This window comes from Thermosynechococcus sp. JY1331 (genome assembly GCF_031583475.1).
Taxonomy (GTDB): Bacteria; Cyanobacteriota; Cyanobacteriia; order Thermosynechococcales; family Thermosynechococcaceae; genus Thermosynechococcus.
On the sequence record NZ_CP134180.1, the window covers coordinates 2084956 to 2109826 of the forward strand.

Genomic DNA, 24871 nt, shown 5'->3' on the forward strand with positions numbered 1-24871 from the left:
TAGACACTTCACATTAACTCTAGTGTTGCCTATGCTACTCTCATTCTCGGCTGTCACGACAACCATTAGCCGTTACTGGCGCTGGTGTGTAGCATTGCTATTGGCCATCCTGTGGATTCTGCTCACCCCCACGGGGGCGATCGCCGAAGATTACACGAAAGAAGCCCTGATCAATATGGATTTTTCCGGGCGGGATCTGCGGGGGTCGGAATTCACAAAAGCCAACCTCTTCCACAGTAACCTCAGCCACACCAATCTTCAGGGGGTAAGCTTCTTTGGTGCCAACATGGAAACGGCTAACCTTGAAGGTGCCGATTTACGCTACGCCACATTGGACACCGCACGGCTGACCAAGGCCAATCTCACCAATGCCATCCTTGAAGGTGCCTTTGCCTTTAATACCAACTTTGACGATGCCATTATCACCGGTGCTGACTTTACCGATGTGGAACTGCGGGAAGACGCCCAACGCAAGCTCTGCAAGGTTGCCAGTGGCACTAATCCTGTGACGGGGCGCAAAACATGGGAAACGCTCCACTGTGAAGACTTTGCCACTTAATCCGTCTGCGTTTGCTCAGGATGATCCCCACGATTGTCCGTAGAACACGCTGCGCGATCGCCCGTGTCGGGAATTCTGATAAAGTATTACAAAAGTTAAGATTTATGACTAGAGTTTTTCATGAACGTTTTTATTGTTGGCGGTACGGGTACCCTAGGGCGGCAAATTGTGCGCCGCGCTTTAGATGAAGGACATCAGGTCTATTGTTTTGTCCGCAGTCCAGCCAAAGCCACGTTTCTGCGGGAATGGGGCGCCACCATTCTTCAGGGAAACCTCTGTGCTGCTGACAGTATTCTTGAGGCATTGCAGTACGCCAAGGCCTCAGTGGTCATTGATGCCTCTGCCACTCGCCCCACCGATACCCTAACCATCGAAGCAGTGGATTGGCAAGGCAAAGTCAACTTGATTCAGGCTGCCCAAGCTGCTGATATTGAGCACCTGATCTTTTTCTCGATTATGGGAGCGCAGGACTATCCCCACGTCCCCCTGATGCAAATCAAACACTGTACCGAAGACTTCTTGCGCGAATCAGGGCTAAACTACACGATCCTGCGTCCCTGTGGTTTCTTTCAGGGCTTGATTGGCCAATATGCGATCCCGATTCTGGAAAATCAATCCATTTGGGTTTTGGGAGAGTCCACCGCCATTGCCTACATGGATACTCAGGACGTGGCCAAATTTGCCGTGCGTGCCATTGATCGGCCTGCCACCTATGGCAAAACCTTTGATCTAGCGGGCACCCGCGCTTGGACAGCCGATGAAATTATTAAGCTATGTGAAAATCTCTCAGGGCAGGAGGCAAAAATTACTCGCTTGCCCATTGGGGTTTTGCGAGCCGCACGGCAGGCCACCCAGTGGTTTCAGTGGACATGGAACATTAGCGATCGCCTTGCCTTTACGGAAGTGATTGCCAGTGGTCAAGTCTTCAATGCCCCGATGGAGGAAGTCTATCGCACCTTTGACCTCGATCCCAGCGAAACCCTGACCCTTGAGGCCTATTTACAGGACTATTTCACCCGAATTCTGCGTAAACTCAAAGAATTGGATTACGAAAAAGCCAAACAGAAAAAATCTGGACGCAAAAAACGCAGTCCCTTTAAGTCCACCCCCTAGGAGTTGCTGTGAAGGCGGGGATCATCTACAACGAAGGCAAACCCCTTGCGGTCGAATTGGCTACCCATGTCCGTCAAATCTTAGAGCTTCAGGGCTGGGAAGTGCACATGGCCACGGGGATTGGTGGCATTCTTGGCTATTCCCGTCCCGATAGTCCTGTCTGCCATACCCCCATTGATCAACTGGTGCCCCCCGGCTTTGATGCTTCCATGGCCTTTGCGGTTGTTCTTGGCGGCGATGGCACTGTGCTTTCTGCCTTTCGCCAGTTGGCTCCCTGTGAGATTCCGCTGCTCACCATCAACACCGGCCACTTGGGCTTTCTCACCGAGGGCTATGTCGCCGATTTAGAACCTGCCCTTGATCAAGTGCTGCGCGGCGACTACACGATTGAAGATCGCACGATGCTCACGGTTCAAGTCCTGCGCGATCAAACCGTTATTTGGGAAGCCCTCTCCCTCAATGAAATGGTGATCCACAAAGAACCCCTGACGGGAATGTGCCACTTTGAAGTGGATGTGGGTGCCCATGCCCGCGTGGATATTGCTGCTGATGGCTTGATTCTCTCCACCCCCACCGGTTCTACGGCCTATGCCCTCTCGGCGGGTGGCCCTGTGATTACCCCCGGTGTGGCGGCTTTACAATTGGTGCCCATTTGTCCCCACTCTTTAGCCTCCCGTGCCCTTGTCTTTGCCAACAGCGAACCAGTGTGGATCTATCCGGCGAACCCCTTCAAGCATCTCATTCTGGTGGTGGATGGCAATGCGGGCTGCTACATTCAGCCGGAGGATCAAGTTTTTGTACAACGTGCCCCCTACCGTGCCCGCTTCATTCGCCTGCGTGCGCCAGAATTCTTCCATGTGCTGCGGCAAAAACTGGGCTGGGGACTGCCCCATGTGGCCAAACCACGCCCCAAGAATAGTCAAGAATAGTCCAAATCCCTGGGGCAAATGGTCTCGAAGGAACCCCCGATGACGACAGCAGCCGAACGGATTCAACAACTGCGGCACCTGCTTCAGCGGGCGAGCTACGCCTACTATGCCCTCGATCAGCCGATCATGGAAGATGAAGTCTATGACCAGCTCTATCGCGAACTGCAGGAACTCGAAGCGGCTCATCCTGAGTACATCACCCCCGACAGCCCTACCCAGCGGGTCGGCGAAGCTCCCGTCAGTCAATTTGAGAGTGTCAGCCATCGCATTCCCCTCTATAGCCTCGAAAATGCCTTTACCTTTGCCGATATGGTGGCGTGGCAGGAACGCTGGCAGCGCTATTGGCGTAGCCTACGGCGAGAGGAGCCAATTCCCCCGACGGAATATGTCTGCGAACTCAAAATGGATGGCGTGGCCCTTGCTTTGACCTATGAAAACGGGTTATTGGTGCGGGGGGCAACTCGGGGCGATGGCCAACGCGGTGAGGATATTACCAGCAATGTGCGCACGATTCGCACCATTCCCCTGCGGCTAGCCATCGAGAACCCACCACCAATCGTTGAAGTTCGTGGGGAAGCTTTTTTGCCTTTGGCGCGATTCCATCAACTCAACCAAGAACGCCAAGCCCAAGGAGAAGCTCCCTTTGCTAATCCCCGTAATGCCGCCGCCGGTACTCTCCGTCAACTGGATCCGCGCATTGTTGCCCAACGCCAACTGGACTTCTTTGCCTATGCGCTGCATTTACCTGAAGGGGGTAGCGTTCCTTGGGATGAGAACCAAGCAGGGGAACCCCAATCGCAGCGGCAAGTGCTCAATGCGCTGCAACGCCTTGGCTTTCGGGTCAATCCCCACAATGCCGACTGCCCTGACCTAGAGGCGGTGAAAGCCTACTACGACCACTGGCAAACCGCCCGCCACCAACTGCCTTATCTGACCGATGGCATTGTGGTCAAGCTCAATGATTTAACGCTGCAACAGACCCTTGGGTTTACGCAAAAGTTTCCCCGCGGCTGTGTTGCTTGGAAGTACGAACCAGAGCAGGCCATTACTGATGTGGTGGCCATTACCATTCAAGTGGGACGCACGGGTGCGCTCACCCCAGTCGCTGAACTGGTGCCAGTGCAATTAGCGGGTACCACGGTATCACGGGCAACGCTCCACAATGCAGACTACATTGCCGAATTGGATTTGCACATTGGCGATAAGGTGGTGATCCACAAAGCCGGCGAAATCATTCCAGAGATTGTGCGGGTCTTTCCCGAATTGCGATCGCCAACGGCTCAACCCTTTACGATGCCCACCGTGTGTCCTGAATGTCATCAGCCGGTGGTGCGCCCTGCCAACGAAGCGGTGAGTCGCTGTGTCAATCCGCGGTGTCCGGCGATCGTGCGCGGCCAAATCCTCCACTGGGCAAGTCGGGATGCCTTGGATATTCAAGGGTTAGGGGAAAAGCTAGTACAGCAATTGGTGGCCAAGGAGTTGGTGCACACCCCGGCGGATCTCTATCGCCTGACGGCAGCACAACTGTTGCGCCTCGAGCGCATGGGTCAAAAGTCCGCTGCTAAATTGTTGCAGGCGATCGCCGACTCGAAAGAACAACCGTGGCCACGGGTGCTCTATGGCCTAGGCATCCGCCATGTGGGGAGTGTCAATGCCCAAGTGCTTGCCGATCAATTCAAGTCTGTTGAGGAGCTGGCCGCTGCTACCGTCGCCGAGCTGTGTGGGGTCTATGGCATTGGTCAGGAAATTGCCCAAGCGGTTCACGAGTGGTTCCAAGACCCAGCGCACCAAACCCTCATTGCTGATCTCAAAGCCTTGGGGCTACAACTGGCGGCGGCGATCGCCACTGCACCAACGACTGGACAATCCCTTGCGGGCAAACGTTTTGTGATTACAGGCACCCTGCCCAGCCTCACCCGTGAAGCAGCCAAAACGCTGATCCAGCAACATGGCGGTCAAGTGAGTGAGAGTGTCAGTCGGCAAACGGATTATCTAGTGGTGGGCGAAAAAGCGGGGAGTAAACTGCGACGCGCTCAAGAATTGGGCATCCCCTGCATCAATGAAACAGAACTTATAGAAATGTGTCGTTAGACAAAAAATCAGTGGGAGTGCGGAGCCACGACCCTGAAAAATCTTTTAGCCTAAAAAGTGTGGCTGCTCAGTACCTAACGTTCAAGCACAATAGGGGGCAATTCGCTGATCTTATGGTTTCTGTCACGCCGTCTCGACCTGCTGGGAGTGCCAATGCTATGACCCGTGCTCAGGACTATCAGCATCAGTTACACCAAACTCATCCGATGCGCACCAATCACTATAGCTTGCGGGACTATCTGCAATTTGATCGCCAACGGGGCAGCATTACCGACTGGTATGATCAGCGGATCGCTCTAGCGACAGAAGACTTTGTCATTGGCCTAGTGGAAGGTCTCGAAGAGGAAGTTGGCCCTGCCTCTGCCCTCGTCATGTACAAAATTGGCGAAGAGTGGGGCAAACGCGATGCGGTTGTCTTTAAGCAACACTTTGAGCAGGAGTACCAGCGCGAACTACGCAAGGCCGCCTTGACATTTATCCTCGAGGCTTGGTGGTGGCCCTTTACAACCCTAGGCTGGGGCAACTGGGAAGTGGATCTCACGGAGCAAAAGAATGGTTTTATGTTCATCAATATCTTTGACTCCGTGGTGGCGCGCACCCTTGGGGATGTGGGTAAGCCCGTCTGCTACATCTATGCCGGTCTGTTTGCGGGCTTCTTTACGGGATTGATTCAAAAGCCCCTGAGTTGTATCGAGTTGCAGTGCTATGCCATGGGGGAAACCTACTGTAAGTTTCTCGTTGGTAAACAGGATCGCATTGATGCTGCTGCCTTCTGGCAAAACGAAGGGGCTACGGCACGGGATATTGAAAAACGCCTGCGCCAAGGGGAGTTGGTGAAACGATAAGCCACAAGCGAGTGTGTTCATTTATTTTCTAGCGAGGGTTGCCCTATGTTCCGTCAGTTGAATCACTTAACTGTTGTTGCCGATGGTCGCTATGCCCGGGCCGAGGAATTAGATTTTCTGCGGGAGTACTTGGCCTCGGTGGAGAGTCGCATCAGTGCCTACGAAAAAATCCGCACTGAGGCGGAAATGATGGCGGATAAAATTCAATCCATGCAAAAGGCAGAAAATCCCCGCTGCTTCCATTTCATCAATGGCGATCGCTCAGAAATTTGCCGTCGTGATTTAGTGGATACCATTCGTCTGTGTGCCTCGGCCATGCTTTTTGCGGAGTTGGACTTGCTGCGGGATAATTTCTTACTTTGGTACCGCACCATTGTCAAATCCTTTAACTACGAAGCAACTGCCTCCTCCACCTATGGCAAGTACCTGCCGAATATGATAAAGCAACTGCTCACGCCCGAAGAACAACGGGTAATGCAGCCTGTCCTTGCCCTCGGCAGTTCAATTTTGTCAGAATAGAGTTGTTGTGGGGTGGGACTGATGCTGCGTCAACTAGAAAAACTCAGCCTTGAGGCCGATGGCCGCTATGCCAGTGCTAAAGAGCTGGAATTTCTCAGAAATTATCTAGCAGCAGCGGAGCAGCGCATTCGTGCCTACGAAAAAATCCGCGATGCTGAAGAGAAAATCCTAGATCAAGTGGAGCAGCAACTACGCGCCAAAAGTCCCCATATTTTCCGTAAGGGCAATCACGACTATTCCGCCGTGTGTCGGCGCGATCGCAAGCATGTGCTACGCCTAGCGGCAGCGGCGATGTTATTTGCCGATTTGGATGCCCTGCGGGATGGCTTCTTGCTGTGGTACCGCACGATCATTAAGGCCTTCAAGGATGAGAAGGTGGCACAAGTAACGTACCAAGTCCTGCCCCAAGTGGTCAATCAAGTGCTCTCGGGTGAGGAAACACCGTTAATGCAGCCTGTGATGGCACTGACCCAGTCCATCCTAGGGGAATAGACTCACCCCACTCAGCAGTGTGGCAAAAATGCGCTAGCCTAGAAGCACCGATTGCACGGGGCAATTTATCACTCCTGCGATCGCCTTTGGCGTACCATTGGTATTCGCCGCTATAGTATTACTAAGATTCATTGGGATACACAAAGGCATGACCATATCGGCGCAATTGCTGCAACGGGCAGATTTGATCGGTACACAGGTAATTACCCGTGATACTGGTCGGAAGTTAGGCGTCATTAATCAAGTTTGGGTCGATATTGACCAGCGGCAAGTGGTGGCCTTGGGGGTACGCAATACCCTCTTTACAGGGGAGCAACGCTACATTCTTCTCGACAGTATTCGCCAAATTGGCGATGTCATTCTCGTTGAGCACGATGATGATGTCACCGAAGCTCTCAATACCTACAACTACAGCACCCTGATTGATAGTGAGATTGTCACCGAAACCGGCGAAGTGCTGGGTAAGGTACGGGGCTTTAAGTTTGATCCTGAAACGGGCGACATTACGGATTTGATTTTAGCTTCCATTGGCTTGCCTTGGATTCCGGCGCAACTGATTAGCACCTACGAGTTGCCCATTGAGGAAATTGTCAGCACCGGCCCTGATCGCATTATTGTCTTTGAAGGGGCAGAAACCCGCCTGCGGCAATTAACAGTGGGTCTCTTAGAACGGGTCGGCTTGGGGGCACCCCCTTGGGAAAGCGACGAGGACGAGTACTATCAGCCCGTTACGCCGAGCAGTAATCAATTGCCCTCCGGAGCGCGATCGCCCGTCTATCCCCCCCAACGCAGCCGCAGTGATTACGAAGCCGATTGGGAAACCGCTCCCCGGCGTCGGCGTCGCCAGCCCGAGTATGTGGAGTATGAGGAGGAGTATGAGTATGAAGAGCGTCCCCGCTCGCGTCAAGTTAAACCTCCAGCTCAAGCCATGCCCGTAGAACTGCCGGAATCGGAACCCACTGCCGATCCTTGGGAAGAGCAACAACCGATTCGCCTTGAGCAGCGGCAGAAGCAAGAGGAATACGATCACGAATAGTCGGGAATAGTCCACGATGGCCTATGTCCCACTGGCCACGGTACTTCAGCAATGGCAGCAGGCTCCTGAATGGCAGCAGCCGCAGCGGTTCTTGCGTCTCTTGGAGCAGTGGCCGCAGCTCGTGGGGGCGGTCGTCGCTGAGCACGCTGTTCCTGTGGAACTCACCAGTCAAGGGGTTTTGCATGTGGCCGTTGCCAGTAGTACTTGGGCGCACCATCTGATGTTCTCGCGATCGCCCCTCATGGTCAAAATTCAGCAGACCCTTGGCATTGCCCTCAGCGATATTCGCTTTTCCAATCGGGACTGGCACCCCCAACGCTCGGCGATCGCTAGCCATGAGGCCTTACCGAAAGTCGGGCATCTTCCCAATGTGACACCTGCCGCCACTCCCCAAGAGGCTTTTCAACGATGGCAAGCCCAAGTGCGTCAGCGATCGCGAGACTATCCCCTCTGCCCCCGCTGTCAGTGCCCTACACCCATCAAAGAATTGCAGCGCTGGGGACTCTGTGGCCTGTGTTATATGCGGCCAGCCTAGATGCCAGAGCCGTTGAGAAACTCCTCAATGGGGCGATCGCTGAGGCGGCAGGCTTGACCTTGGGAGGCTTGCAAATGTCCTTGCGCCAGAGCAGGCACCTTTTCCTGCTGTTGCAGTGTTTGCACCTGTTTCTCTAGGAGTTCAATGCGATCCAAGAGATAGCGAATTGCTTCGGCCTCAGAGTCTGGCAGTTGACCGTGTTCCAAGGGGGCAATTTTGGCACCTGCACGATAGACAATTCGCCCGGGAATCCCCACCACGGTACAATCCGAGGGCACATCCCGCAGCACCACAGACCCCGCGCCAATGCGCACATTGTCCCCAATCGTGAGGTTGCCCAACACCTTTGCCCCAGCACCGACAACCACATTTTCACCGAGGGTAGGGTGCCGCTTTCCCGTTTCTTTACCGGTACCGCCGAGGGTCACTCCCTGATAAATCAAACAGTAATTGCCCACAATCGCAGTCTCGCCAATGACGACCCCCATGCCGTGATCAATGAAAACGCCCTTGCCAATCGTGGCGCCGGGGTGAATTTCAATCCCCGTCAGCAGGCGAGCAATGTGAGAAATAAAGCGGGGGATAAAGGGAATACCCCGCCGCCAAAGCCAGTGGCTCAACCGATGGAGAACAATGGCCTGAAGTCCGGGATAGCAAAAAACAACCTCTAACCAATTGCGGGCAGCGGGATCCCGCTCAAAGATAATTTGGAAATCTGCTTTGAGGGTGCTGAGCACACGCGGCTCCTTGGCAGTGATGCAACCTAAACAGCAGTTTTGATCTTAGCGGATTTTGCCAAGGTCTAAGAGGCTTCAGGAGGCCACCAAAGGGGACGGTTGGGATCGCCGAGTGCGCTGTAGGCCATATTCGAGGGCTTCGGCAACCGCTTGGTAGGAGGCTTCAATGATATTGGCAGAGACACCCACTGTTGCCCAGCGATCGCGCCCATTACTGGATTCCACCAGCACCCGTGTTTTGGCTGCCGTGCCGGCATGGCCATCTAAAATCCGCACCTTGTAGTCCGTGAGGTGAAACTCGGCAATCTCTGGATAGAAGGACATCAAGGCCTTGCGCAGCGCCTGATCCAATGCCGAGACAGGACCATTGCCCTCTGCCGCCGTGAGCATCTCCTCCCCATTGACTTCAACTTTGACCGTGGCCAGAGACTGGCTGCGAATCGTGGCCTCCAGTTGACGTGAATCGGTGCGGCAAAAGACATCAAAGCCCTTGAGGGTAAAGGGTCGCTGGCGTTGCCCTAGAACCTCCTGAATCAGGAGTTCAAAACTCGCTTCCGCCGCTTCAAATTGATAGCCTTCGCTTTCGAGATGCTTAATCCGCTCCAAAATTGTCCGACTCAGGGGATGCTGCCGATCCAACTCAAAGCCAAGTTCACTGGTTTTCGCCAAAATATTGCTGATGCCCGCCTGCTCAGAAATAATAATGCGCCGTTGATTGCCCACCCAATGCGGCTCAATATGCTCGTAGGTACGGGGGTTGCGCTGCACGGCACTGACGTGAATTCCCCCCTTATGGGCAAAGGCCGACAGCCCCACGTAGGGCGCGTGATCATCGGGGGCAAGGTTGACAATTTCACTCACGTGGCGGCTCACTTCTGTGAGGGTTGCCAGCTGCTCTGGAGTGACACAGTCATAGCCCAGTTTCAATTGCAGATTGGGAATCAGGGTGCACAGATTGGCATTGCCGCAGCGTTCGCCATAGCCATTGATCGTTCCCTGCACCATTTGCACCCCCGCTTGAACCGCCGCAAGGGCATTGGCTACGGCTGTGCCAGCATCGTTGTGGGTGTGAATGCCCAAGCAGTCCAAGGCACCAAAATGCGCCACCACCTCGGCGACCACTGCCTGAATTTGATGGGGCAGACAACCGCCATTGGTATCGCAGAGAACTAACCAATCGGCACCCGCCGCTAAAGCGGTTTCAAGGGTTTGTAGCGCATAGTCGGGGTTGGCAAAGTAACCGTCAAACCAATGTTCGGCATCGTAGATCACCCGTCGCCCATGGGATTTCAGGAACTGAATGGAATCGGCAATCATGGCGCAGTTTTCGGCCAAGGTGGTCTTGAGGCCGTCGGTGACATGCAGATCCCAAGATTTGCCAAAGAGTGTCACCCAACGGGTACCGGCCGCTAGAATCGGCTCAAACATTGGCTCTTCTGCGGCCTTGCGGCCGGGGCGACGAGTAGCACAAAAAGCAACGATTTCTGCCTGTTGGAGGGGCGTTTCCTGCAACTGCCAAAAAAACTGTACGTCCTTGGGATTGGCGCCCGGCCAGCCCCCCTCAATAAAAGGAATCCCTAGGCGATCCAGTTGACGAGCAATCCGCAGTTTATCTTCGAGGGAGAGGGAAAGACCTTCCCGCTGGGCACCATCACGCAGGGTGGTATCGTACAGCCAAATTTTCACTGTGCTGACTCTCCCTTGGGACGCTCATAGTCATTGGCGTAGGCTTGCAGCAAAGAACTGACTTGGGAAAAGACCTCTTTGCCGGAGGTTTTGCCGATGGCCGATCGCTCCGGATGAAATTGTGGCCGTGCCATGCTGCGGTTAATGGCCTCTTGGACTTGGGCGCGAATCAGATCCATGAGTTCCTCTTCAGCCCGCTGGCGTTGATACTGTGCGCCCTCTTCGGTTGTGGCGTAGAGCGGGGGAAGGCGGTTGAGGGCGTAGGCGGCAATATCTCCCAAATCAAGGGCGCATTCTTGCTCCGCTTCAATGGCGGCAATGCGGGTAATTGCCTCGGTGAGCACCAATTCTTCCATGACGTTGATAAATTGCTTGCGGGGAACCGCCACCACTTGCCCCGTCAAGAGAGCACCCATAAGGCAATCCAACGCCATATAGTCTTCCACGGAGAGTTCGGTGGCTTTGTCGCAAATGCGTCCGACTTCTGCCTCCTGCGTTGGTGTGAGATAACCATTGCGCAGTGCTTGTTCAACAATCTCTTGAATCCCCATACGTGTTTCCGCTGTAATTGCTGTAGGGGCACTCCCCCACTCAAATTTAGTATATGCCGAGGAACTGCCAAGGGCAGGGGCAATTTTGCACTGTAGGTAGTCCATATTTTAGAAAAAGGCGGTAACGCTAAGATAACGATGAGAACTGTTGCAAAGAACTGCCAAATCCTACGAAATCTTCATACCTGTATAGCCAAGTGGTAAAATTGTCGTAGGAAATAATTAAAGGCTAGCAGTCGCCCACATCATTCTCATTTCTTCTTCTGTTGCAGCCTATGGTTGTTTGGTTGTCATCTTTTTTACATACCGTAGAGCCATTACTAGTACCAATTTGTTTTTGTGTTGCTTGGCTGCTGCTGGCAATCATGGCGTGGAATGTGTGGCAATTCACCCAAGAAGGGCTGGCGATCGCCCGCCGCTTACATCAAATTCCCTGTTCTCGCTGTCGTTTCTTTTCAGGAGACTATCGCCTCAAGTGTTCACTACATCCAGATTGGGCAGCAACGGAAGCCGCCATTCAATGTCCCGATTATCATTTTGAATAGAGGACTGAGAGACCGAATTTATTCCTACAGGGAGTTGGAAGAGGGGTCACCTTGTTACCACAGTATCCACAATTGGTCATCTCCACAGAGGCCAGCACCTATATCGTCCCTCTTACCCAAGGTAATTCATGGGTGATTGGTCGAGGTAAAGACTGCACAATTGTTTTAGCGGATCGCTGGTCTTCCCGTCGCCATGCCATGATTCAGCGTCTGGATAATGACGATTATTATCTCATTGATTTGGGGAGTCGTAATGGCTGTGTGCTAAATGGTCAAATGATTCAGGTGCCGACGCTCCTCAAAACGGGCGATCGCTTTATTATCGGCAAAACAACCCTTGAATTTCGTACCGATGAGGCTGTCTCCACCACCCCGCCGGATGCTCCTCTTGCCCTTCAACCCACCATTCTCATCATTCAACCCCCCGGCATTCAAGTACAAATTTGGCAAGAATTGCTGCGTAGTCAGGGGTTAGAAGTTATCGTTGAATCGGGGCAAATCAATAGCCGCCGCATTATTAGTGATTTTGTGACCGTGATGCAGCGCAACCCTGACCTGTTGCTCCTTGATTCGCAACTGGAAACCCCGGATATTGGTAACCTTTTGAATTGGATCAAGGCAACCTATCCCAAGCTGCGCAGTTTCATTATTGACCGCTACGACAACCACATTTCCCCCATGCAGCGACAATGGGCAGTAGAACATGGGGCAATTGATTGGCTGCCCGCACTGCCCGATGAAAATCTCACCATGTTTGGGGCAGAAATTGCGGCTCAATTACGGCGCATTCTCAAGGTCTTGGGACGCAACAAACTAGAGCAAGACAAGCTCGCAGTGGCTCTCTTGAATCTGCAATTGGCGACCAATGATGATTTGCCCTCCCAGTTGCTCAGTGAGTATGTCAATCGTCCGCCCTTTCCCCCTGAATAGTTGGCAGTTGATCCACCTGAAAATACTGGTGAAAGCGCTCAGTGACTTGGAGGATGTAGGAGCGACTTTGGCTATCCCGCCGCCGCTGAATAAACCCAAGGGTGAGGAGTTCTTGAATGTGTTGGTAGGCACTGGATCCCCGCAGTTCAATCACCTCTGCTTGGCGCATGGGGCCACGAAAAGCAATCAGGGCTAAGGTGCGCTGTGCCGCAACCCCCAATTCAACGGGGACAAGGGACTGAACCAATTCTTGAAAGGCGGGCTTGAGTTGCAGGCTGTATCTATCGTCAATTTGGACAATTTCAAGGGCCGTTTGGCGATGGGCATAGTCGTTGAGTAGCTCAATCAGTGCCAGTTCAACGGCCTCAGGAGCAGTGGCGGCGAGGGTTGCTAGTTCAGCAAGGGTGAGGGGCTGCGCCTTCAGGTAGAGAATGGCCTCCACCCGCATCGTTAATGTACGCAGGTCAGTGTCCCTTTGCATAGCTATTGCCAGCGGAACAGGGCAGCTCCCCAAGTTAACCCCGCACCAAAGCCAGCGGTGGCAATTAAGTCTCCGGGTTGAATATGCCCCTGTTGAATCGGAGCCGTCAGGGCAAGGGGAATTGAGGCGGCTGAGGTATTGCCACACTGCCCCACATTGCTAATCACCTTTTCCTGAGGAATGCCCAAACGCTCAGCCACAGCGTCAAGAATGCGTTGGTTTGCCTGATGCAGCACCAGCCAATCAATGTCCTCAGCCGTACAGGCAGCGCGGTGGAGAGCTTTTTCAATCACTTCGGGAACTTGGGTGACGGCAAAGCGATAGACTTCACGGCCATTCATGGCAATGGGGGCAAAGCCCCCTTGGGCGATCGCGAGATGGTTCCCTAGAGATTGAGGGGTTCCGGCAAAGGCAAGGGTGAGGTGCTCATTGAGACGGCCATCACTGCGCAGCTCAAAGCTCAAAAGCTGATCCACGTCACTCGCTTGCAACACCATTGCGCCGGCGCCATCGCCAAAGAGAATGCAGGTGCGGCGATCGCCCCAATTGACCCAGCGCGACAGAATATCACCACCAATGACCAAGGCACTGCGGTAGGCACCGGTGCGCAAATACTGAGCCGCCGTAACCAAGGCAAAAAGGAAGCCAGAACAGGCAGCCGTTAAGTCAAAGGCCACGGCATTTAGCGCACCAATGCGAGTTTGCACCAAGCAGGCGGTGCCAAAGAGATCATCGGGCGTAGAGGTAGCCAAGATGATTAAATCGACTGCTGTGGGTTCTAGGCCGGCCATCTGTAGGGCTGCGCCTGCCGCTTCGCTGGCCAAATCCACAAGGCGCTGGTCAGGAGCTGCCACGTGCCGTTCTTGAATGCCGGTACGGGATTGAATCCACTCATCAGACGTATCCACAAGGGCACTGAGGTGGGCATTGGTCAAGCATTGACGGGGGATTGCCGCGCCCACGCCGCTAAATTTAACGCCCTGCACAGCCACTAAGCCTGATCCTCAACGGCAACGGCATGCTGGTAACAAGCTTGAATCCGCTCTGAAACGCGATGATCCACCGCTTCTTTGGCCAAGCGAATGGCATTAAAAATCGAAGGTGCTTGGGAACTGCCATGGCTAATGATGCAGATGCCATCCACGCCCAAGAGGAGGCCACCGCCATGTTCGGCATGATCAATGCGCTGTTTAATTTTGCGGAGATTGGGACGCAGCAGCGCCGTACCCAGTTGCCCGCGCCAGCCCCGAGGTAGCTCTTCGCGGAGAATTTGGACGAGGACACTACCCAAGGATTCAGCAAATTTAAGCAGAACATTGCCAACAAAGCCATCACAGACCACGACATCAAATTGTCCCGACAGGACATCGCGGCCTTCGGCATTGCCCAAAAAGGAGATTTGGCGATTTTGCCGCAGCAGTTGATGTGCCTTTAGGGCCAGATCATTGCCTTTGCAGTCCTCTTCACCAATATTAAGCAAGCCCACCTTGGGATCTTCGACATCCAAGACGTACTGGCTGTAGATCGAACCCATGACCGCAAATTGCTCAAGGTATTTCGGGCGGCAGTCCACATTGGCACCGACATCGAGGACAAGAACGGATTTGCCGGGGATGAGGGTGGGTAAGACGGCACCAATGGCGGGGCGATCAATGCCAGGGAGTCGACCCAAGCGCAATAGCGCCGCAGCCATCGCTGCCCCTGAGTGACCAGCGGAAACAACCGCATCAGCCGCACCCGCTTTGACCAGATCCATCGCCACGTTAATTGAGGCCTTGGGTTTCTTTTTCAGGGCGGTCAGGGGTTCTTCCCCCATTTCCACAACATCACTCGCTTCGACAATTTGGGTCTTGGCTGTGGGGGCATGTTCATTGAGGTAGCGCTGAATGGGCACCGGATCACCCACAAGGAGGATATCGGCGTCTAATTCTTCACTGGCTCTGAGGGCACCGGCAACAATCTCATCGGGAGCATAGTCACCCCCCATGGCATCCACAGCAATCCGTGCACGAGTCATTGGCTGAACTCTTACGAGAAAATCCTTCAGAATTTTAGCAGATGACAGCCCTTTTCCTAAGAATGGCCAACAGCCAACACCGTCGGAATCAGTGTAGGACAGCCTTGGATGCAACTTCTAGGGATGGAACCCTAGATCAGTGCCTGTGCCGTTGTGGACATGGGCCAGTTGTTCATACTTACGGGCATGCTGACGTAGATCGGCGGCCTCAGTGTCACTCACTTCCCGCACCACCTTAGCGGGAATGCCCACAACCAAAGAGCGGGGGGGGACATCTTTGCTCACCACTGCCCCTGCACCGACAATACTGCCCGCTCCAACTCGAACGCCATTGAGAATCACGGCGCCAATGCCAATTAAGCAGCCATCTTCCACGGTTGCGCCATGAATCACCGCGCGATGCCCAACCGTCACCTCTTCCCCAAGGATCGTGGGTTGTCCCGGATCACCATGGAGGATGACGCCATCTTGAACATTGGTGTGGGCACCAATCTCGATGTACGCCACGTCACCGCGTAAAACAGCGCCATACCAAATGCTACAGCCTTCACCCAAGCGGACATCGCCAACAAGGGTGGCATTGGGGGCAATAAAGGCAGCGCGATCGCTGGCAACGGGGGGCCAAAAAGCACTAGGGGCAGTGATTACCATGGTTGATTCCAAGCATCAAAAAGCTAAACGACAGTTGCCAAATTGCGGGTAGGCCTGAAATGGGCTTACGGATTCGGGGTTGCTGGTGTCGTGGGTGCCGGTGAGGGCGTGACGGCTTCGGGGGTGGGGGGCATGGCTTCCTCGCGGGGGGGACGGCGTTCGGGCACTGGTAGATGGAAAAAGATCGCAGCCATGACGGCTAAGCTAGCAGCGCCAATCCCCAAAGGCATCAGTTGTTTGCGCAAAGGCACAGCAGGGGCGATCGCCTGCCGGGGGAGGGAATGGAATGTTGGTATCAGGGTAGGCAGTGTTTGGCTATCACTACAGAGTTGATCCAATGCCTCCACTAAATCCGCTAGCTGCAACCAAGTGAGCTGCACTTCTAGGGTTTCACCAGCGCCATTCTGGGCAGGGGTATCGGCATTTTCTGTAGGCGAGCCTTGCAATAGCTGGCGGGGAATATGCAGCACTACCTGATTAGAGGCCTGAATCTCGACCTGAATCGGGTACTGGGGCGATCGCCGTAACTTAACACCACTCAACCACGTTTGTGCTGCTGCGGGCACACTATTGAGCAATGCCACAAGGAATTCTTTCCCGCCCTTGACCCGCTGATTCTGGCCAATAATCTCCCACTCGCAGAGGGTGACAATATCCAACTGCTCTGCGCCGGCTTGACCACTCAGCCCTTCAATTCGCAGTGTGCAATTGGGCAATGAATACTGGCGTTGCAGCAGCATTAACTTACTTCCCCATCAAATAAACTAAACCAAAGGCGTTCCATGCCCTTTGTGCCTGCACAGAGCAGAAGTTGTGCCAACAGCTTTAGACCCAACTCATTGAGGGCTTGGTTATTTTTGTAGAGAAAGAGACCCGATCGCTGGAGGTTCATGCGTTTGCGAAAATGGCGGCGAAAGCGGTCTAAATACTCCGCCAAGGGGGCATAGGTTTCCGGGGGCAAATTTTGCGCCTGCAATTGATCCAACACCAAAAGTAAATGCCGCAGGATTGCCGTCTGCCGCCGCGCCACTTGCACAACCACTGCGGTGAGTGCCTTTGTTTCCGCTAAGGGCAAGGGGGTACGCTGGGTAATTTGGCGAAAGGGATTGGTGCAGCGAATTTGCCAAAATACGACCCGATTGGGGATCATTACTTGCAGTTGCAGCTCTCGCAGCACTTGCAACATCAACTCAGAGGCATGCAAATCAACGCACTCTAGGGCAAGCAACAATAAGTCTAATTGCCAACGTGCCCGCCGAGGACACACACTCACCCGTTGGGGGTCGGGCAGTGCTGCCAACATCGGAGGTAATAGCTCAACTTCAGGGGATTCGATTGTTGCTGGCATTGAGTTTGCCGTTTCCATACTCTCTAGAGTGCTCACTATACAGCAATAATGACAGGACTCATGGTGAAATAGGCCTAAACGATCTTAGCCGTTTCTCCACTGACGACTGCCGCCTCTTTTTATATGTTGCCCACTGCGCTGATTTTTCGAAAAGCAGGCTAGACTTGAGGAGAACCACATGATTGTGAGGTTGCAATGAGTCAAGAGATTCCCCCCCCAGAAGCTTATGTGGTGCTTGGACTCGCTCATTGTTTTGTGCAGGTGGAGGGAAAACTCCAGCCCGTAGAGGTGATTGAGCCGATTCCCTCAGCGGCGTTGGAAGCCTTGCTCCATGGCTTGCCCACTTCTTATAGTGAAGCCCATGCCCTCACCTATGGTACAGCCCAAGATCCGCAGCAAGTGCAGCAGCAGTTTCCCCCCAGTGCCCATCTGTGTGATGACTATGGCGATCGCCTTGCAGCAGCCGCACGCACCTACATTGCCCGTCCCCAAAGTACCCGCCATATTCCCCTTGGCGAGACTTACCGCAACTTTAATACCTCCACAGAACGCAAACGGGTGCTCAACTCCGAGCGTATCGTTACCGCTGCCGACAATGTCAAACAACACGCCTACACCCACCAAGTCCTCTAACAAGTTGTCCTGATTCACGAAAGGAATGACCATGGTCAGTGAAGTGCAGCCCATCCCCGCAGCATCCCTTGACACGCCCCTAGAAAATGCGGTTGAGATTATTGAAACGGTGATTTCTAGTCTCCATCAAGGGGGCGCCCCCCTCGTTGGCCAAACGGACAGTGGCAAAATTTGGATGTTTCGCTATGGCAGTGCCGAGGTCTTTGTGCAGTTGAGTGGCCATACGGCGGAAGACTTTCTCACCATTTGGTCACCGGTACTGCCTCTGCCCGTAGCGGATGAATTGGCACTCTATCGTAAGCTCCTGACGTTGAACTGGCTCACCACCCTCGAGGCACACTTTGCCATTGCTGAAGACCAAGTCCAAGTCGTGGCTACCCGCACCCTAGGGGGAATTACTGCGGGTGAAATTTCCCGCCTAATTACGATTGTGGCGACACTCGCTGATGACTATGATGACGCCCTCAGGGCTGAGTTTAAGAGCTAATGAGGGCTTTCATATCCCGTACGGCTTGCACCATGCCCACAAGAACAGCGCGGCTGATAATCGTGTGGCCAATATTGAGTTCTTCAATGCCTTCAAGGCGGGCGATCGCCCCCACATTGGTGTAGGTCAGGCCATGGCCTGCATTCACCCGCAAGCCTAAGGATTTTGCTTGTTGGACACCATGAGTTAAAATTGCTAACTCCTGTTGTTGCGCCGCTTCCTCCTTGGCTTCAGCATAACGACCAGTGTGCAGTTCAATAAATTGAGCCGTGGTTTTGGCGGCGGCTTCCAGTTGGGCCGGATCCGCGTCAATGAATAAACTCACAGGAATCCCTGCGCCTTGCAACGTTTGCACCACTTGGGTCAAGGGTTCCTGCTGACCCACCACATCTAGCCCCCCTTCGGTGGTGACCTCTTCGCGCCGCTCAGGTACCAATGTCACGTAATCTGGCCGAATCTCAAGGGCGATCGCCACCATTTCGGAGGTGGCAGCCATCTCTAGGTTCAAATGGGTGCGTACCGTTTGCCGCAGCAGGCGCACATCCCGCTCTTGAATATGGCGACGATCTTCGCGCAGATGTACGGTAATGCCATCAGCTCCCCCCAGTTCTGCCAAAACGGCTGCGGCTACGGGATCGGGTTCAACTGTGCGCCGCGCTTGGCGAATCGTTGCCACATGATCAATGTTGACCCCTAGGGTTGCCACTGCGATCGCTCCTTGTCGGAATAGAAGCCCAACCTTTCGGATAATACACCAAGGCAAGGTGCCATGTCGGTTGTCCGCGCTGGTCGTTTGCAACCTTTTGAGCCAGCCGATAGACTAACCCCCTAGGAGAGACAGGACAGTGGCTGATGACTTGGCGAGTACCCCGACGGCGGACTTTTGGCTGGTTTTATCCATGGCGAGGCGTGGATTGGCTGCTGTTAGGGGCTGTTTGGGCAACCACGGTCATTGGGGCGGTCTTCATCCACAGTAGTCAACTACACCTAGAGGAAAACGATAGTCTCCAGCATTTATTGGTGGGGGGGATGGGTACGATGCTTGCCCTGATCCTTGCCCGCGTTCCGGAATCGGTCTTTATGGGCAGTCATTGGGTCATCTACGGCCTGAGCTGTGCCCTGCTGCTAGCGGTTGATCTCGTGGGGGTCGAGGCCAAGGGAGCAGAGCGCTGGTTGGCGATTGGCGGCTTTAACCTGCAACCCTCGGAGTTTGCCAAAATCTCCCTCATTCTTACCCAAGCGGCACTGTTGCACCGCATTTCAGGCCACTCTCTGAAGGGCATTCTCAGTGTCTTTGCAGCCACCGCCCCCCCCTTTTTCCTAGTTTTGACGCAGCCGGATTTGGGCACGTCTCTTGTTTTCATTGCCATTACATTGACAATGCTCTACTGGGCGAATACCCCCGGCAGCTGGATTGTCTTGATGCTTTCCCCTTTGGTGGCAGCGATTCTCGTTGCCCTGCCTCTGCCCTACCAACTGAACCTGATTCTCTGGTTGGTGTGGACACTGGCGATGGCCGTCGTTGCATGGCGGAGCCTGCCCTTGGGCTGGGTCGGTGGCTTGGGGGGGCTGGTGCTCAATCTCGGGGGGGCTGGCTTGGGGCAACTGCTTTGGAGCGTGCTCAAGGACTATCAAAAAACCCGTATTCTCATGTTTCTTGACCCCGACAAGGATCCCCTTGGGGCTGGCTACCACTTGATTCAATCGCGGATTGCCATTGGTGCTGGTGGGCTATGGGGGCGGGGCATTTTTCAAGGCACCCAGACCCAGTTGGGATTTATTCCCGAACAGCATACAGACTTTATTTTTTCAGCGATCGCTGAGGAGACGGGCTTCATTGGCAGTTTAGTTCTCCTATGCCTTTTTTGGTTAATCGGTTTGCGCTTATTGCAAATTGCCAATAGTGCCGGTCATGACTTTGGCTCGTTGCTGGCGATCGGTCTATTTGCCATGATCCTGTTTCAAGTGGTGGTGAATATTGGCATGACCATTGGTCTGCTCCCCGTGACAGGAATGCCGTTACCGCTGGTGAGTTATGGCCGCTCAGCCCTGCTGGCGACCTATCTTGGCTTAGGGATGGTGCTCTCCGTGGCGAATCATCGCCCGCGATCGCGCTACTAACCGAGGCGCTAGCGTCCTAGTTTATTCGGAATGCCCTCACAGCCACCGGGAATCGTTTCACGGGAACGGCTACCACTCCAAGCACAGCAATAGTAGCGTTGTTCTTCGGAGAGGTTCTTGACATTGGTAAAGTTGACATCCTCGACCACTGCACCCGTCTGCGCCCCAGTGCGAAAGTTGGGAGGATGCAGGCGATCGCGGGGGCTGGCCTGATCAGCGGTGCCATAAAAGAAGCGAACCCGACTGAGATCGGCATTGGTGAAATCCGCCCCCTGCAAAATTGCCCCTGCTAGGTTGGCTCGTGTCAAATTACAGTTGCGAAAGAGGGTGCCTGTGAGATTGGCATCACTCAATTCGGTCCAGCGCAAATCGGTACCACTGAGATCAGCGCCCGCTAGCATGCTGCCAAGGTTAATCACCCGCACACCATACTCAATGTCTTCCTCATAGCCACCCAGCCCATCAAAAATCGCCCGTCCCAGTCGGCGATCGCGCTTCAGCGGCGAGAGTAACTTTGCGCCTGACAAAAAGCGAATGATTTTGGCCTTGCCTTCGGCATCGAGTCCCCCCAAGATGGCGGCAGTGCGTCCCTCGGCGATCGCCCGCTCCGGCGGCCAATCCTCCAATAACCCCTCATCGTCAAGAATGAGATCGGCAATCCCTTGGAAATAACTGTCAATCGTTTGCTGTTGGGTAATGCGGTTTTGTTGCGTCGTCAAATCCCGCGAGATCACGTATTGTCGCCAAGCCACATAGGCGGCCAAGAGCGCCACCAAAATTTGTCCCAAAGCACCGAAGCCCTCCGCCAGTGCCCCCACCGCATCCCAATTCGTACCTTGAAAGCGTCCTCGAATCCAGTCCATGGCGCCAGTCATGGCAATGAGTGCCACCACCGTCAAACTCAGGCCCAGTGAGGCCAAAATGAACTGCCGTTGCTGTTCCGTGAGATCTTCAGTAAACCAGTGATAGGTCGAAGTCCAGACCAAGGGGAAACTCAGTCCCCCCAGCACCAAAGCAGCCACCACACCCACCGCATCCCAATCGAGTCCCCAAGCCAGCAAGACAGTGACCATGGCGATCGGCATCAACACCGAACGCAGAGACTGCCAACCCGTGCGCCAACGATTACGAGCGGCTAACACTTTACTGAGACGCAAAGCAGCCGCCGTTTGGTTGTCACGGAGGGTCATTTTGTCTTCGCCCATCAGGATTTGGCCTACAATTCAGGAATTAACCCAATCATAATCAGATTTTTCTTCGTTACATCCATAGAAAGTTCCCCTTCTCCCCTTAGAGAAGGCTGTACAATAATTCATAAAGTTTTCAGAAAACGTTTTGGGAGGTTATGGGTATGGATTGGCGTGTCCTGATTGTCCTGTTACCTGTCCTACTGGCTGCGGGTTGGGCAGTTCGTAACATTCTGCCCTATGCTGTCAAGCAGTTTCAAAAGCTCCTGCAAAAAGCCAAAGCAGCCTAGGACATTGATACGGCTGTATCCTCTGTGGAATTGTTGGGCAAGCGCTCCCCAAGGAACCAGACTGAGTGTGATCTTGGTTTTACTTTGGGGAGACTTTTTTATAATAGGAAGTATATTGTTAATTTTTGTAAATTAGTTTTCAGGTTACTGCTATGCCCTCCCTCGAACAGCTTGCCCATCAACTGGAAAGTCCCAATTCCCGCGATCGCCTGCTGGCGCTAGCCGCGCTACGGGATGTCCCCTCTGCGGATGCCGTACCCCTGATTAAAAAAGTCCTTTGGGACGAAAATCTACAGATTCGCTCAATGGCTGTGTTTGCCCTTGGGGTTAAATCCACACCGGAGTGCTTTGACATTCTGGTGCAGTTGCTCGAGAGTGAACCGGATTATGGTATTCGTGCCGATGCTGCGGGTGCCTTGGGCTATCTCGAAGATGGGCGTGCCTTTGAACCGCTAGTGCGCGCCTTTTATGAAGACACCGATTGGTTAGTGCGCTTTAGTGCTGCTGTGGCGCTGGGCAATCTTAAGGATCCCCGCGCGGTGGATGTATTGCGCTCGGCGCTGAAAAGTCAGGAAGTCGTGATGCTCCAAGGGGCGATCGCCGCTCTGGGGGAAATTGGCGATCCCAGTGTTGTCGAAGATATTTTGCCCTTTGTGACCACAGAGGATTGGTTGGTACGGCAACGGCTCGCTGAAGCTCTGGGCAATCTCCCTAGCCCGAAAACCCAAGCCGCTTTGGAATACCTCGCTAAAGATGAGCATCCCCATGTGGCGACGGCAGCACAGATTTCTTTGCAACGCTTGCAAGAGCGACTTTCCTCCGAAGTTCAGGGCCCTGGCAATTGAGATCAAACTTTTTTGCCCACTGCGGTTTCTGCCACAACTCTCTAAACTGGAAAGAAAGGCGCGGCATCCGCAGTAACCTATCTCTATGTCTATCCGAATTAAATTTCTTCCTTACCTCGTGGCAGTGCTGGTCGGGGTGGTGGGTGCGATTATTCTTTCACAACTACATTTTGCGCTCTGGTGGGAGCCAGACCTGCTGACCCAACCGCCCCCCATTGTCGAGGCAGAACCAGAAACCACTACTGTTCAGCCCTTACCCCCTCCCCAAACGCCAGCCAACCCGCAACCGAATGGGCTACGCATCAGTAATCAAACGGCCTTTCCGGTGCGCGTGGTGTTGCTCGCTGCCCGCGATCGCGCCCATCCTGATCAGGGCGCCGTTCACTGGGATTTTGCTCCTATGGAAGGCAATATTAAGGGATTACTGTTAACGCTGCCCGAAGGTAAGCTCACCCTCCAATCGGGGGATATTGTCTTGGCCTTTACCCTTGATGGCTCCAAACGCTACTGGGGGCCCTATGTGATTGGTGAAAATAGCGAACTTCAGCGCGATCGCCAGACCCAAGAGTGGCAACTCACCCTCCGCCCCTAGCAGCAGGAAAACCAGAGGCAGAGGGCATCCCTTTTGTGATTGCTGTTTGAGTGTGGTTCTAGGGTGCTGCCTTAGCTATGGGTTTAGCCGCAGGGTGATGATTTTCTTGGGAGGTGGGGCGGGGTTGAATGACGCCATAGCCCCCATGATTGCGTTCATAGACCACGTTAATTTCTCCCGTATCGCGATTGCGGAAGACATAGAAGTCGTGATCCACCATTTCTAGGTGCTCAAGGGCTTCTTGGATACTCATGGGGGGCATGGCAAAGTATTTCATGCGCACGACTTGTTCGGGCAGTTGGGGGGTGCGATCGCCCACTAAATCGGTCACCACTGCAGGTTCCACCACACTATTGGTGTCTTTAGCGCGGGACTTGTCTTGGCGTTTTTCTTTGAGTTTACGGAGTTTGCGGGCAATTTTGTCGGCAACGAGATCAATACTGGCGTAGAGATTTTCACTGCTTTCTTCGGCGCGAATGATGGAGCCATTGACAAAGAGGGTCACTTCAGCAGTTTGTTTGGGAGCGGTGCTACGGTTACGGGCAACGGAAAGATGCACATCAACTTCATTAATCACATTTTGGAAATGATGGGTGGCTCGCTCAATTTTTTGGTTCACATAGCTGCGAATGCCATCCGTAATATCAATGTTTTTACCATGAATCACTAGCCTCATAGGGTTGCCTCCCCTGAGCAAAACAGATACATCTAAGGCTGATCTACTTCCACCCTAACATCTCCGTATCGGCGATTACAGGGTGTGCTGCCGCTCTTCACCTTTATTCGTGTTCTGTGATAATTCTTATCCTCTAGCTCTTGACAATCTGGCACCCCCTATGAAAACTGCCCTTGGTTGGCATTGTGCCTTGGGGATCATTCCCTACCGCGATGCTTGGCGCTGGCAACAGCAACTGGTGGCTGAGCGCTGCCACAATCCCACTGCCCGAGATGTCCTGCTCACTTTGGAGCATCCCCCCATCTACACCCTTGGTCAAGGGGCAACCACCGCCCACCTTCACTTTGATCCTGTGGCTACGGGCATTGAGGTATTGCGCATTGAGCGCGGAGGCGATGTCACCTACCACTGCCCCGGCCAATTGGTGGCCTACCCGATTTTGAATTTACGCCGCCACCGCTGCGATTTGCATTGGTATCTCCACCAGTTGGAGGAAGTCGTGATTCAAACCCTAGGGCACTATGGCATTAAAGGGGAGCGCGTCGCTGGCCTTACAGGTGTTTGGGTAGAGGGGTACAAGGTGGCCGCAATTGGGATCAAGGTGACCCGCTGGATTACCTTCCACGGCATTGCCCTCAATGTGGTGAACGATCTAAAGGGCTTTGGGCGCATTGTCCCCTGTGGCATTGGCGATCGCCCCGTCGGGAACCTACGGCAGTTTTGTGCCAACATTACCCTAGAGGAGGTGCGCCAGCAGTTTGTGACGGCCTTTGGCCGTGTTTTTGCCCTCGAATTTGCCCCTAAAGCCCTTGCCGATCTCCTGATCCCCATCTCTAGTTGACAAACTTTAATCTTTATTTCAGGAATCGGCTGTTATGAATTGGCAACTTTCGGGGCACAATTTAAGTCTAAGTAGATTAGGATACAGGCCAACTCCCTCTCACCTGCTAGGCTAACGCTATAGGAACCTCAGCT

General features: G+C 53.8%; 30 protein-coding genes. 18 read left to right on the forward strand and 12 right to left on the reverse strand.

From position 1 onward, the window contains the following. Positions 1-31 precede the first annotated feature (31 nt). The 9 genes from RHJ31_RS10295 (at position 32) to RHJ31_RS10335 (ending at position 8119) form a co-directional block, all read left to right on the forward strand. Positions 32-559 carry a pentapeptide repeat-containing protein gene (locus RHJ31_RS10295; RefSeq protein WP_225901668.1) on the forward strand — a complete coding sequence of 176 codons (528 nt, stop codon included), beginning with the start codon at positions 32-34 and terminating at the stop codon, positions 557-559. A 120-nt stretch (positions 560-679) separates the two neighbouring features. Further along, positions 680-1672: an NAD(P)H-binding protein gene (locus RHJ31_RS10300; protein WP_149817603.1), complete on the forward strand. Its 993-nt coding sequence runs from the start codon at positions 680-682 to the stop codon at positions 1670-1672. Positions 1673-1680: 8 nt separating this feature from the next. Then, positions 1681-2601 carry an NAD(+) kinase gene (locus RHJ31_RS10305; protein ID WP_206201433.1) on the forward strand — a complete coding sequence of 307 codons (921 nt, stop codon included), beginning with the start codon at positions 1681-1683 and terminating at the stop codon, positions 2599-2601. 18 nt (positions 2602-2619) lie between these two features. Next, positions 2620-4692 carry an NAD-dependent DNA ligase LigA gene (gene ligA, locus RHJ31_RS10310; RefSeq protein ID WP_310445867.1) on the forward strand — a complete coding sequence of 691 codons (2073 nt, stop codon included), beginning with the start codon at positions 2620-2622 and terminating at the stop codon, positions 4690-4692. A gap of 158 nt (positions 4693-4850) precedes the next feature. Then, positions 4851-5537, forward strand: a complete 687-nt coding sequence (locus tag RHJ31_RS10315; protein ID WP_302676523.1) for a V4R domain-containing protein — start codon at positions 4851-4853, stop codon at positions 5535-5537. 45 nt (positions 5538-5582) lie between these two features. Next, positions 5583-6056 (forward strand): allophycocyanin, encoded by a 474-nt coding sequence (locus RHJ31_RS10320; protein ID WP_302676524.1) that lies wholly within the window; start codon positions 5583-5585, stop codon positions 6054-6056. 21 nt (positions 6057-6077) lie between these two features. After that, positions 6078-6548, forward strand: a complete 471-nt coding sequence (locus tag RHJ31_RS10325) for an allophycocyanin (RefSeq protein WP_302676525.1) — start codon at positions 6078-6080, stop codon at positions 6546-6548. A gap of 148 nt (positions 6549-6696) precedes the next feature. Further along, positions 6697-7584, forward strand: coding sequence for a PRC-barrel domain-containing protein (locus RHJ31_RS10330; protein WP_297050936.1), 888 nt, complete (start codon positions 6697-6699; stop codon positions 7582-7584). Positions 7585-7600: 16 nt separating this feature from the next. After that, on the forward strand, positions 7601-8119 hold the full coding sequence (locus RHJ31_RS10335; RefSeq protein ID WP_302676526.1) for a DUF721 domain-containing protein: 519 nt from the start codon (positions 7601-7603) through the stop codon (positions 8117-8119). On the opposite strand, the gene cysE is transcribed toward RHJ31_RS10335, so the two are convergent. From cysE to RHJ31_RS10350, 3 genes are all read right to left on the reverse strand, one after another. Next, positions 8116-8856: a serine O-acetyltransferase gene (cysE, locus tag RHJ31_RS10340; RefSeq protein WP_149817618.1), complete on the reverse strand. Its 741-nt coding sequence runs from the start codon at positions 8854-8856 to the stop codon at positions 8116-8118. The two genes, RHJ31_RS10335 and cysE, sit on opposite strands and share 4 nt — an antisense overlap. A gap of 75 nt (positions 8857-8931) precedes the next feature. Next, entirely contained in the window at positions 8932-10542 is a 1611-nt protein-coding gene (gene cimA, locus RHJ31_RS10345; protein ID WP_302676527.1) for a citramalate synthase, read from the reverse strand. Next, positions 10539-11093 carry a late competence development ComFB family protein gene (locus RHJ31_RS10350; RefSeq protein WP_302677813.1) on the reverse strand — a complete coding sequence of 185 codons (555 nt, stop codon included), beginning with the start codon at positions 11091-11093 and terminating at the stop codon, positions 10539-10541. The genes cimA and RHJ31_RS10350 overlap by 4 nt, the downstream gene beginning before the upstream one ends. Positions 11094-11380: 287 nt before the next feature. Here RHJ31_RS10350 and RHJ31_RS10355 point away from each other — a divergent pair, with 287 nt between their 5' ends. Together RHJ31_RS10355 and RHJ31_RS10360 are read left to right on the forward strand one after the other, a co-directional pair. Continuing rightward, the gene (locus tag RHJ31_RS10355; RefSeq protein ID WP_310828424.1) at positions 11381-11638 is read left to right on the forward strand and encodes a hypothetical protein; all 258 of its coding nucleotides are present in this window, start codon (positions 11381-11383) and stop codon (positions 11636-11638) included. 51 nt (positions 11639-11689) lie between these two features. Further along, positions 11690-12568 (forward strand): FHA domain-containing protein, encoded by an 879-nt coding sequence (locus RHJ31_RS10360; protein WP_302676529.1) that lies wholly within the window; start codon positions 11690-11692, stop codon positions 12566-12568. Here RHJ31_RS10360 and scpB read toward each other — a convergent pair. The 6 genes from scpB to RHJ31_RS10390 form a co-directional block, all read right to left on the reverse strand. Next, positions 12540-13049 (reverse strand): SMC-Scp complex subunit ScpB, encoded by a 510-nt coding sequence (gene scpB / locus RHJ31_RS10365; RefSeq protein ID WP_302676530.1) that lies wholly within the window; start codon positions 13047-13049, stop codon positions 12540-12542. The two genes, RHJ31_RS10360 and scpB, sit on opposite strands and share 29 nt — an antisense overlap. Positions 13050-13051: 2 nt before the next feature. After that, entirely contained in the window at positions 13052-14041 is a 990-nt protein-coding gene (locus RHJ31_RS10370) for a beta-ketoacyl-ACP synthase III (protein ID WP_302676531.1), read from the reverse strand. Further along, complete coding sequence (gene plsX / locus RHJ31_RS10375) at positions 14041-15066, reverse strand: phosphate acyltransferase PlsX (protein WP_206201423.1); 1026 nt, start codon at positions 15064-15066, stop codon at positions 14041-14043. The genes RHJ31_RS10370 and plsX overlap by 1 nt, the downstream gene beginning before the upstream one ends. A 117-nt stretch (positions 15067-15183) precedes the next feature. After that, on the reverse strand, positions 15184-15717 hold the full coding sequence (locus RHJ31_RS10380) for a gamma carbonic anhydrase family protein (protein ID WP_302676532.1): 534 nt from the start codon (positions 15715-15717) through the stop codon (positions 15184-15186). 65 nt (positions 15718-15782) lie between these two features. After that, positions 15783-16457, reverse strand: coding sequence for a DUF4335 domain-containing protein (locus tag RHJ31_RS10385; RefSeq protein WP_302676533.1), 675 nt, complete (start codon positions 16455-16457; stop codon positions 15783-15785). Further along, complete coding sequence (locus RHJ31_RS10390) at positions 16457-17065, reverse strand: DUF3038 domain-containing protein (RefSeq protein ID WP_302676534.1); 609 nt, start codon at positions 17063-17065, stop codon at positions 16457-16459. Before RHJ31_RS10390 ends, RHJ31_RS10385 begins: the two co-directional genes overlap by 1 nt. 195 nt (positions 17066-17260) lie before the next feature. On the opposite strand from RHJ31_RS10390, the gene RHJ31_RS10395 reads away from it, so the two are divergent. Further along, positions 17261-17698, forward strand: a complete 438-nt coding sequence (locus tag RHJ31_RS10395) for a hypothetical protein (RefSeq protein WP_206201420.1) — start codon at positions 17261-17263, stop codon at positions 17696-17698. Between the two features lie 25 nt (positions 17699-17723). Then, the gene (locus tag RHJ31_RS10400) at positions 17724-18185 is read left to right on the forward strand and encodes a YbjN domain-containing protein (protein WP_206201419.1); all 462 of its coding nucleotides are present in this window, start codon (positions 17724-17726) and stop codon (positions 18183-18185) included. On the opposite strand, the gene RHJ31_RS10405 is transcribed toward RHJ31_RS10400, so the two are convergent. Beyond that, positions 18175-18891: a pyridoxine 5'-phosphate synthase gene (locus RHJ31_RS10405; RefSeq protein WP_302676535.1), complete on the reverse strand. Its 717-nt coding sequence runs from the start codon at positions 18889-18891 to the stop codon at positions 18175-18177. The two genes, RHJ31_RS10400 and RHJ31_RS10405, sit on opposite strands and share 11 nt — an antisense overlap. A 146-nt stretch (positions 18892-19037) precedes the next feature. Between RHJ31_RS10405 and rodA the strand changes: the two genes are divergently transcribed. Continuing rightward, a complete protein-coding gene (gene rodA, locus RHJ31_RS10410; RefSeq protein WP_206201417.1) occupies positions 19038-20306 on the forward strand; it encodes a rod shape-determining protein RodA in 1269 nt (422 codons plus the stop codon). A gap of 8 nt (positions 20307-20314) precedes the next feature. Here rodA and RHJ31_RS10415 read toward each other — a convergent pair whose 3' ends face one another. Next, the gene (locus tag RHJ31_RS10415) at positions 20315-21511 is read right to left on the reverse strand and encodes a pentapeptide repeat-containing protein (RefSeq protein WP_302676536.1); all 1197 of its coding nucleotides are present in this window, start codon (positions 21509-21511) and stop codon (positions 20315-20317) included. 140 nt (positions 21512-21651) lie between these two features. Between RHJ31_RS10415 and RHJ31_RS10420 the strand changes: the two genes are divergently transcribed. From RHJ31_RS10420 to RHJ31_RS10430, 3 genes are all read left to right on the forward strand, one after another. Next, complete coding sequence (locus RHJ31_RS10420) at positions 21652-21783, forward strand: photosystem II protein Y (RefSeq protein ID WP_149817644.1); 132 nt, start codon at positions 21652-21654, stop codon at positions 21781-21783. A 152-nt stretch (positions 21784-21935) separates the two neighbouring features. Next, positions 21936-22628, forward strand: coding sequence for a HEAT repeat domain-containing protein (locus RHJ31_RS10425; protein WP_206201415.1), 693 nt, complete (start codon positions 21936-21938; stop codon positions 22626-22628). A gap of 85 nt (positions 22629-22713) precedes the next feature. Further along, positions 22714-23220 (forward strand): hypothetical protein, encoded by a 507-nt coding sequence (locus RHJ31_RS10430; protein ID WP_302676537.1) that lies wholly within the window; start codon positions 22714-22716, stop codon positions 23218-23220. 58 nt (positions 23221-23278) lie between these two features. Here RHJ31_RS10430 and hpf read toward each other — a convergent pair whose 3' ends face one another. Continuing rightward, complete coding sequence (gene hpf / locus RHJ31_RS10435) at positions 23279-23896, reverse strand: ribosome hibernation-promoting factor, HPF/YfiA family (protein ID WP_302676538.1); 618 nt, start codon at positions 23894-23896, stop codon at positions 23279-23281. Positions 23897-24056: 160 nt separating this feature from the next. Here hpf and lipB point away from each other — a divergent pair, with 160 nt between their 5' ends. Continuing rightward, positions 24057-24737: a lipoyl(octanoyl) transferase LipB gene (gene lipB / locus RHJ31_RS10440; protein ID WP_206201412.1), complete on the forward strand. Its 681-nt coding sequence runs from the start codon at positions 24057-24059 to the stop codon at positions 24735-24737. Positions 24738-24871 lie beyond the last annotated feature (134 nt).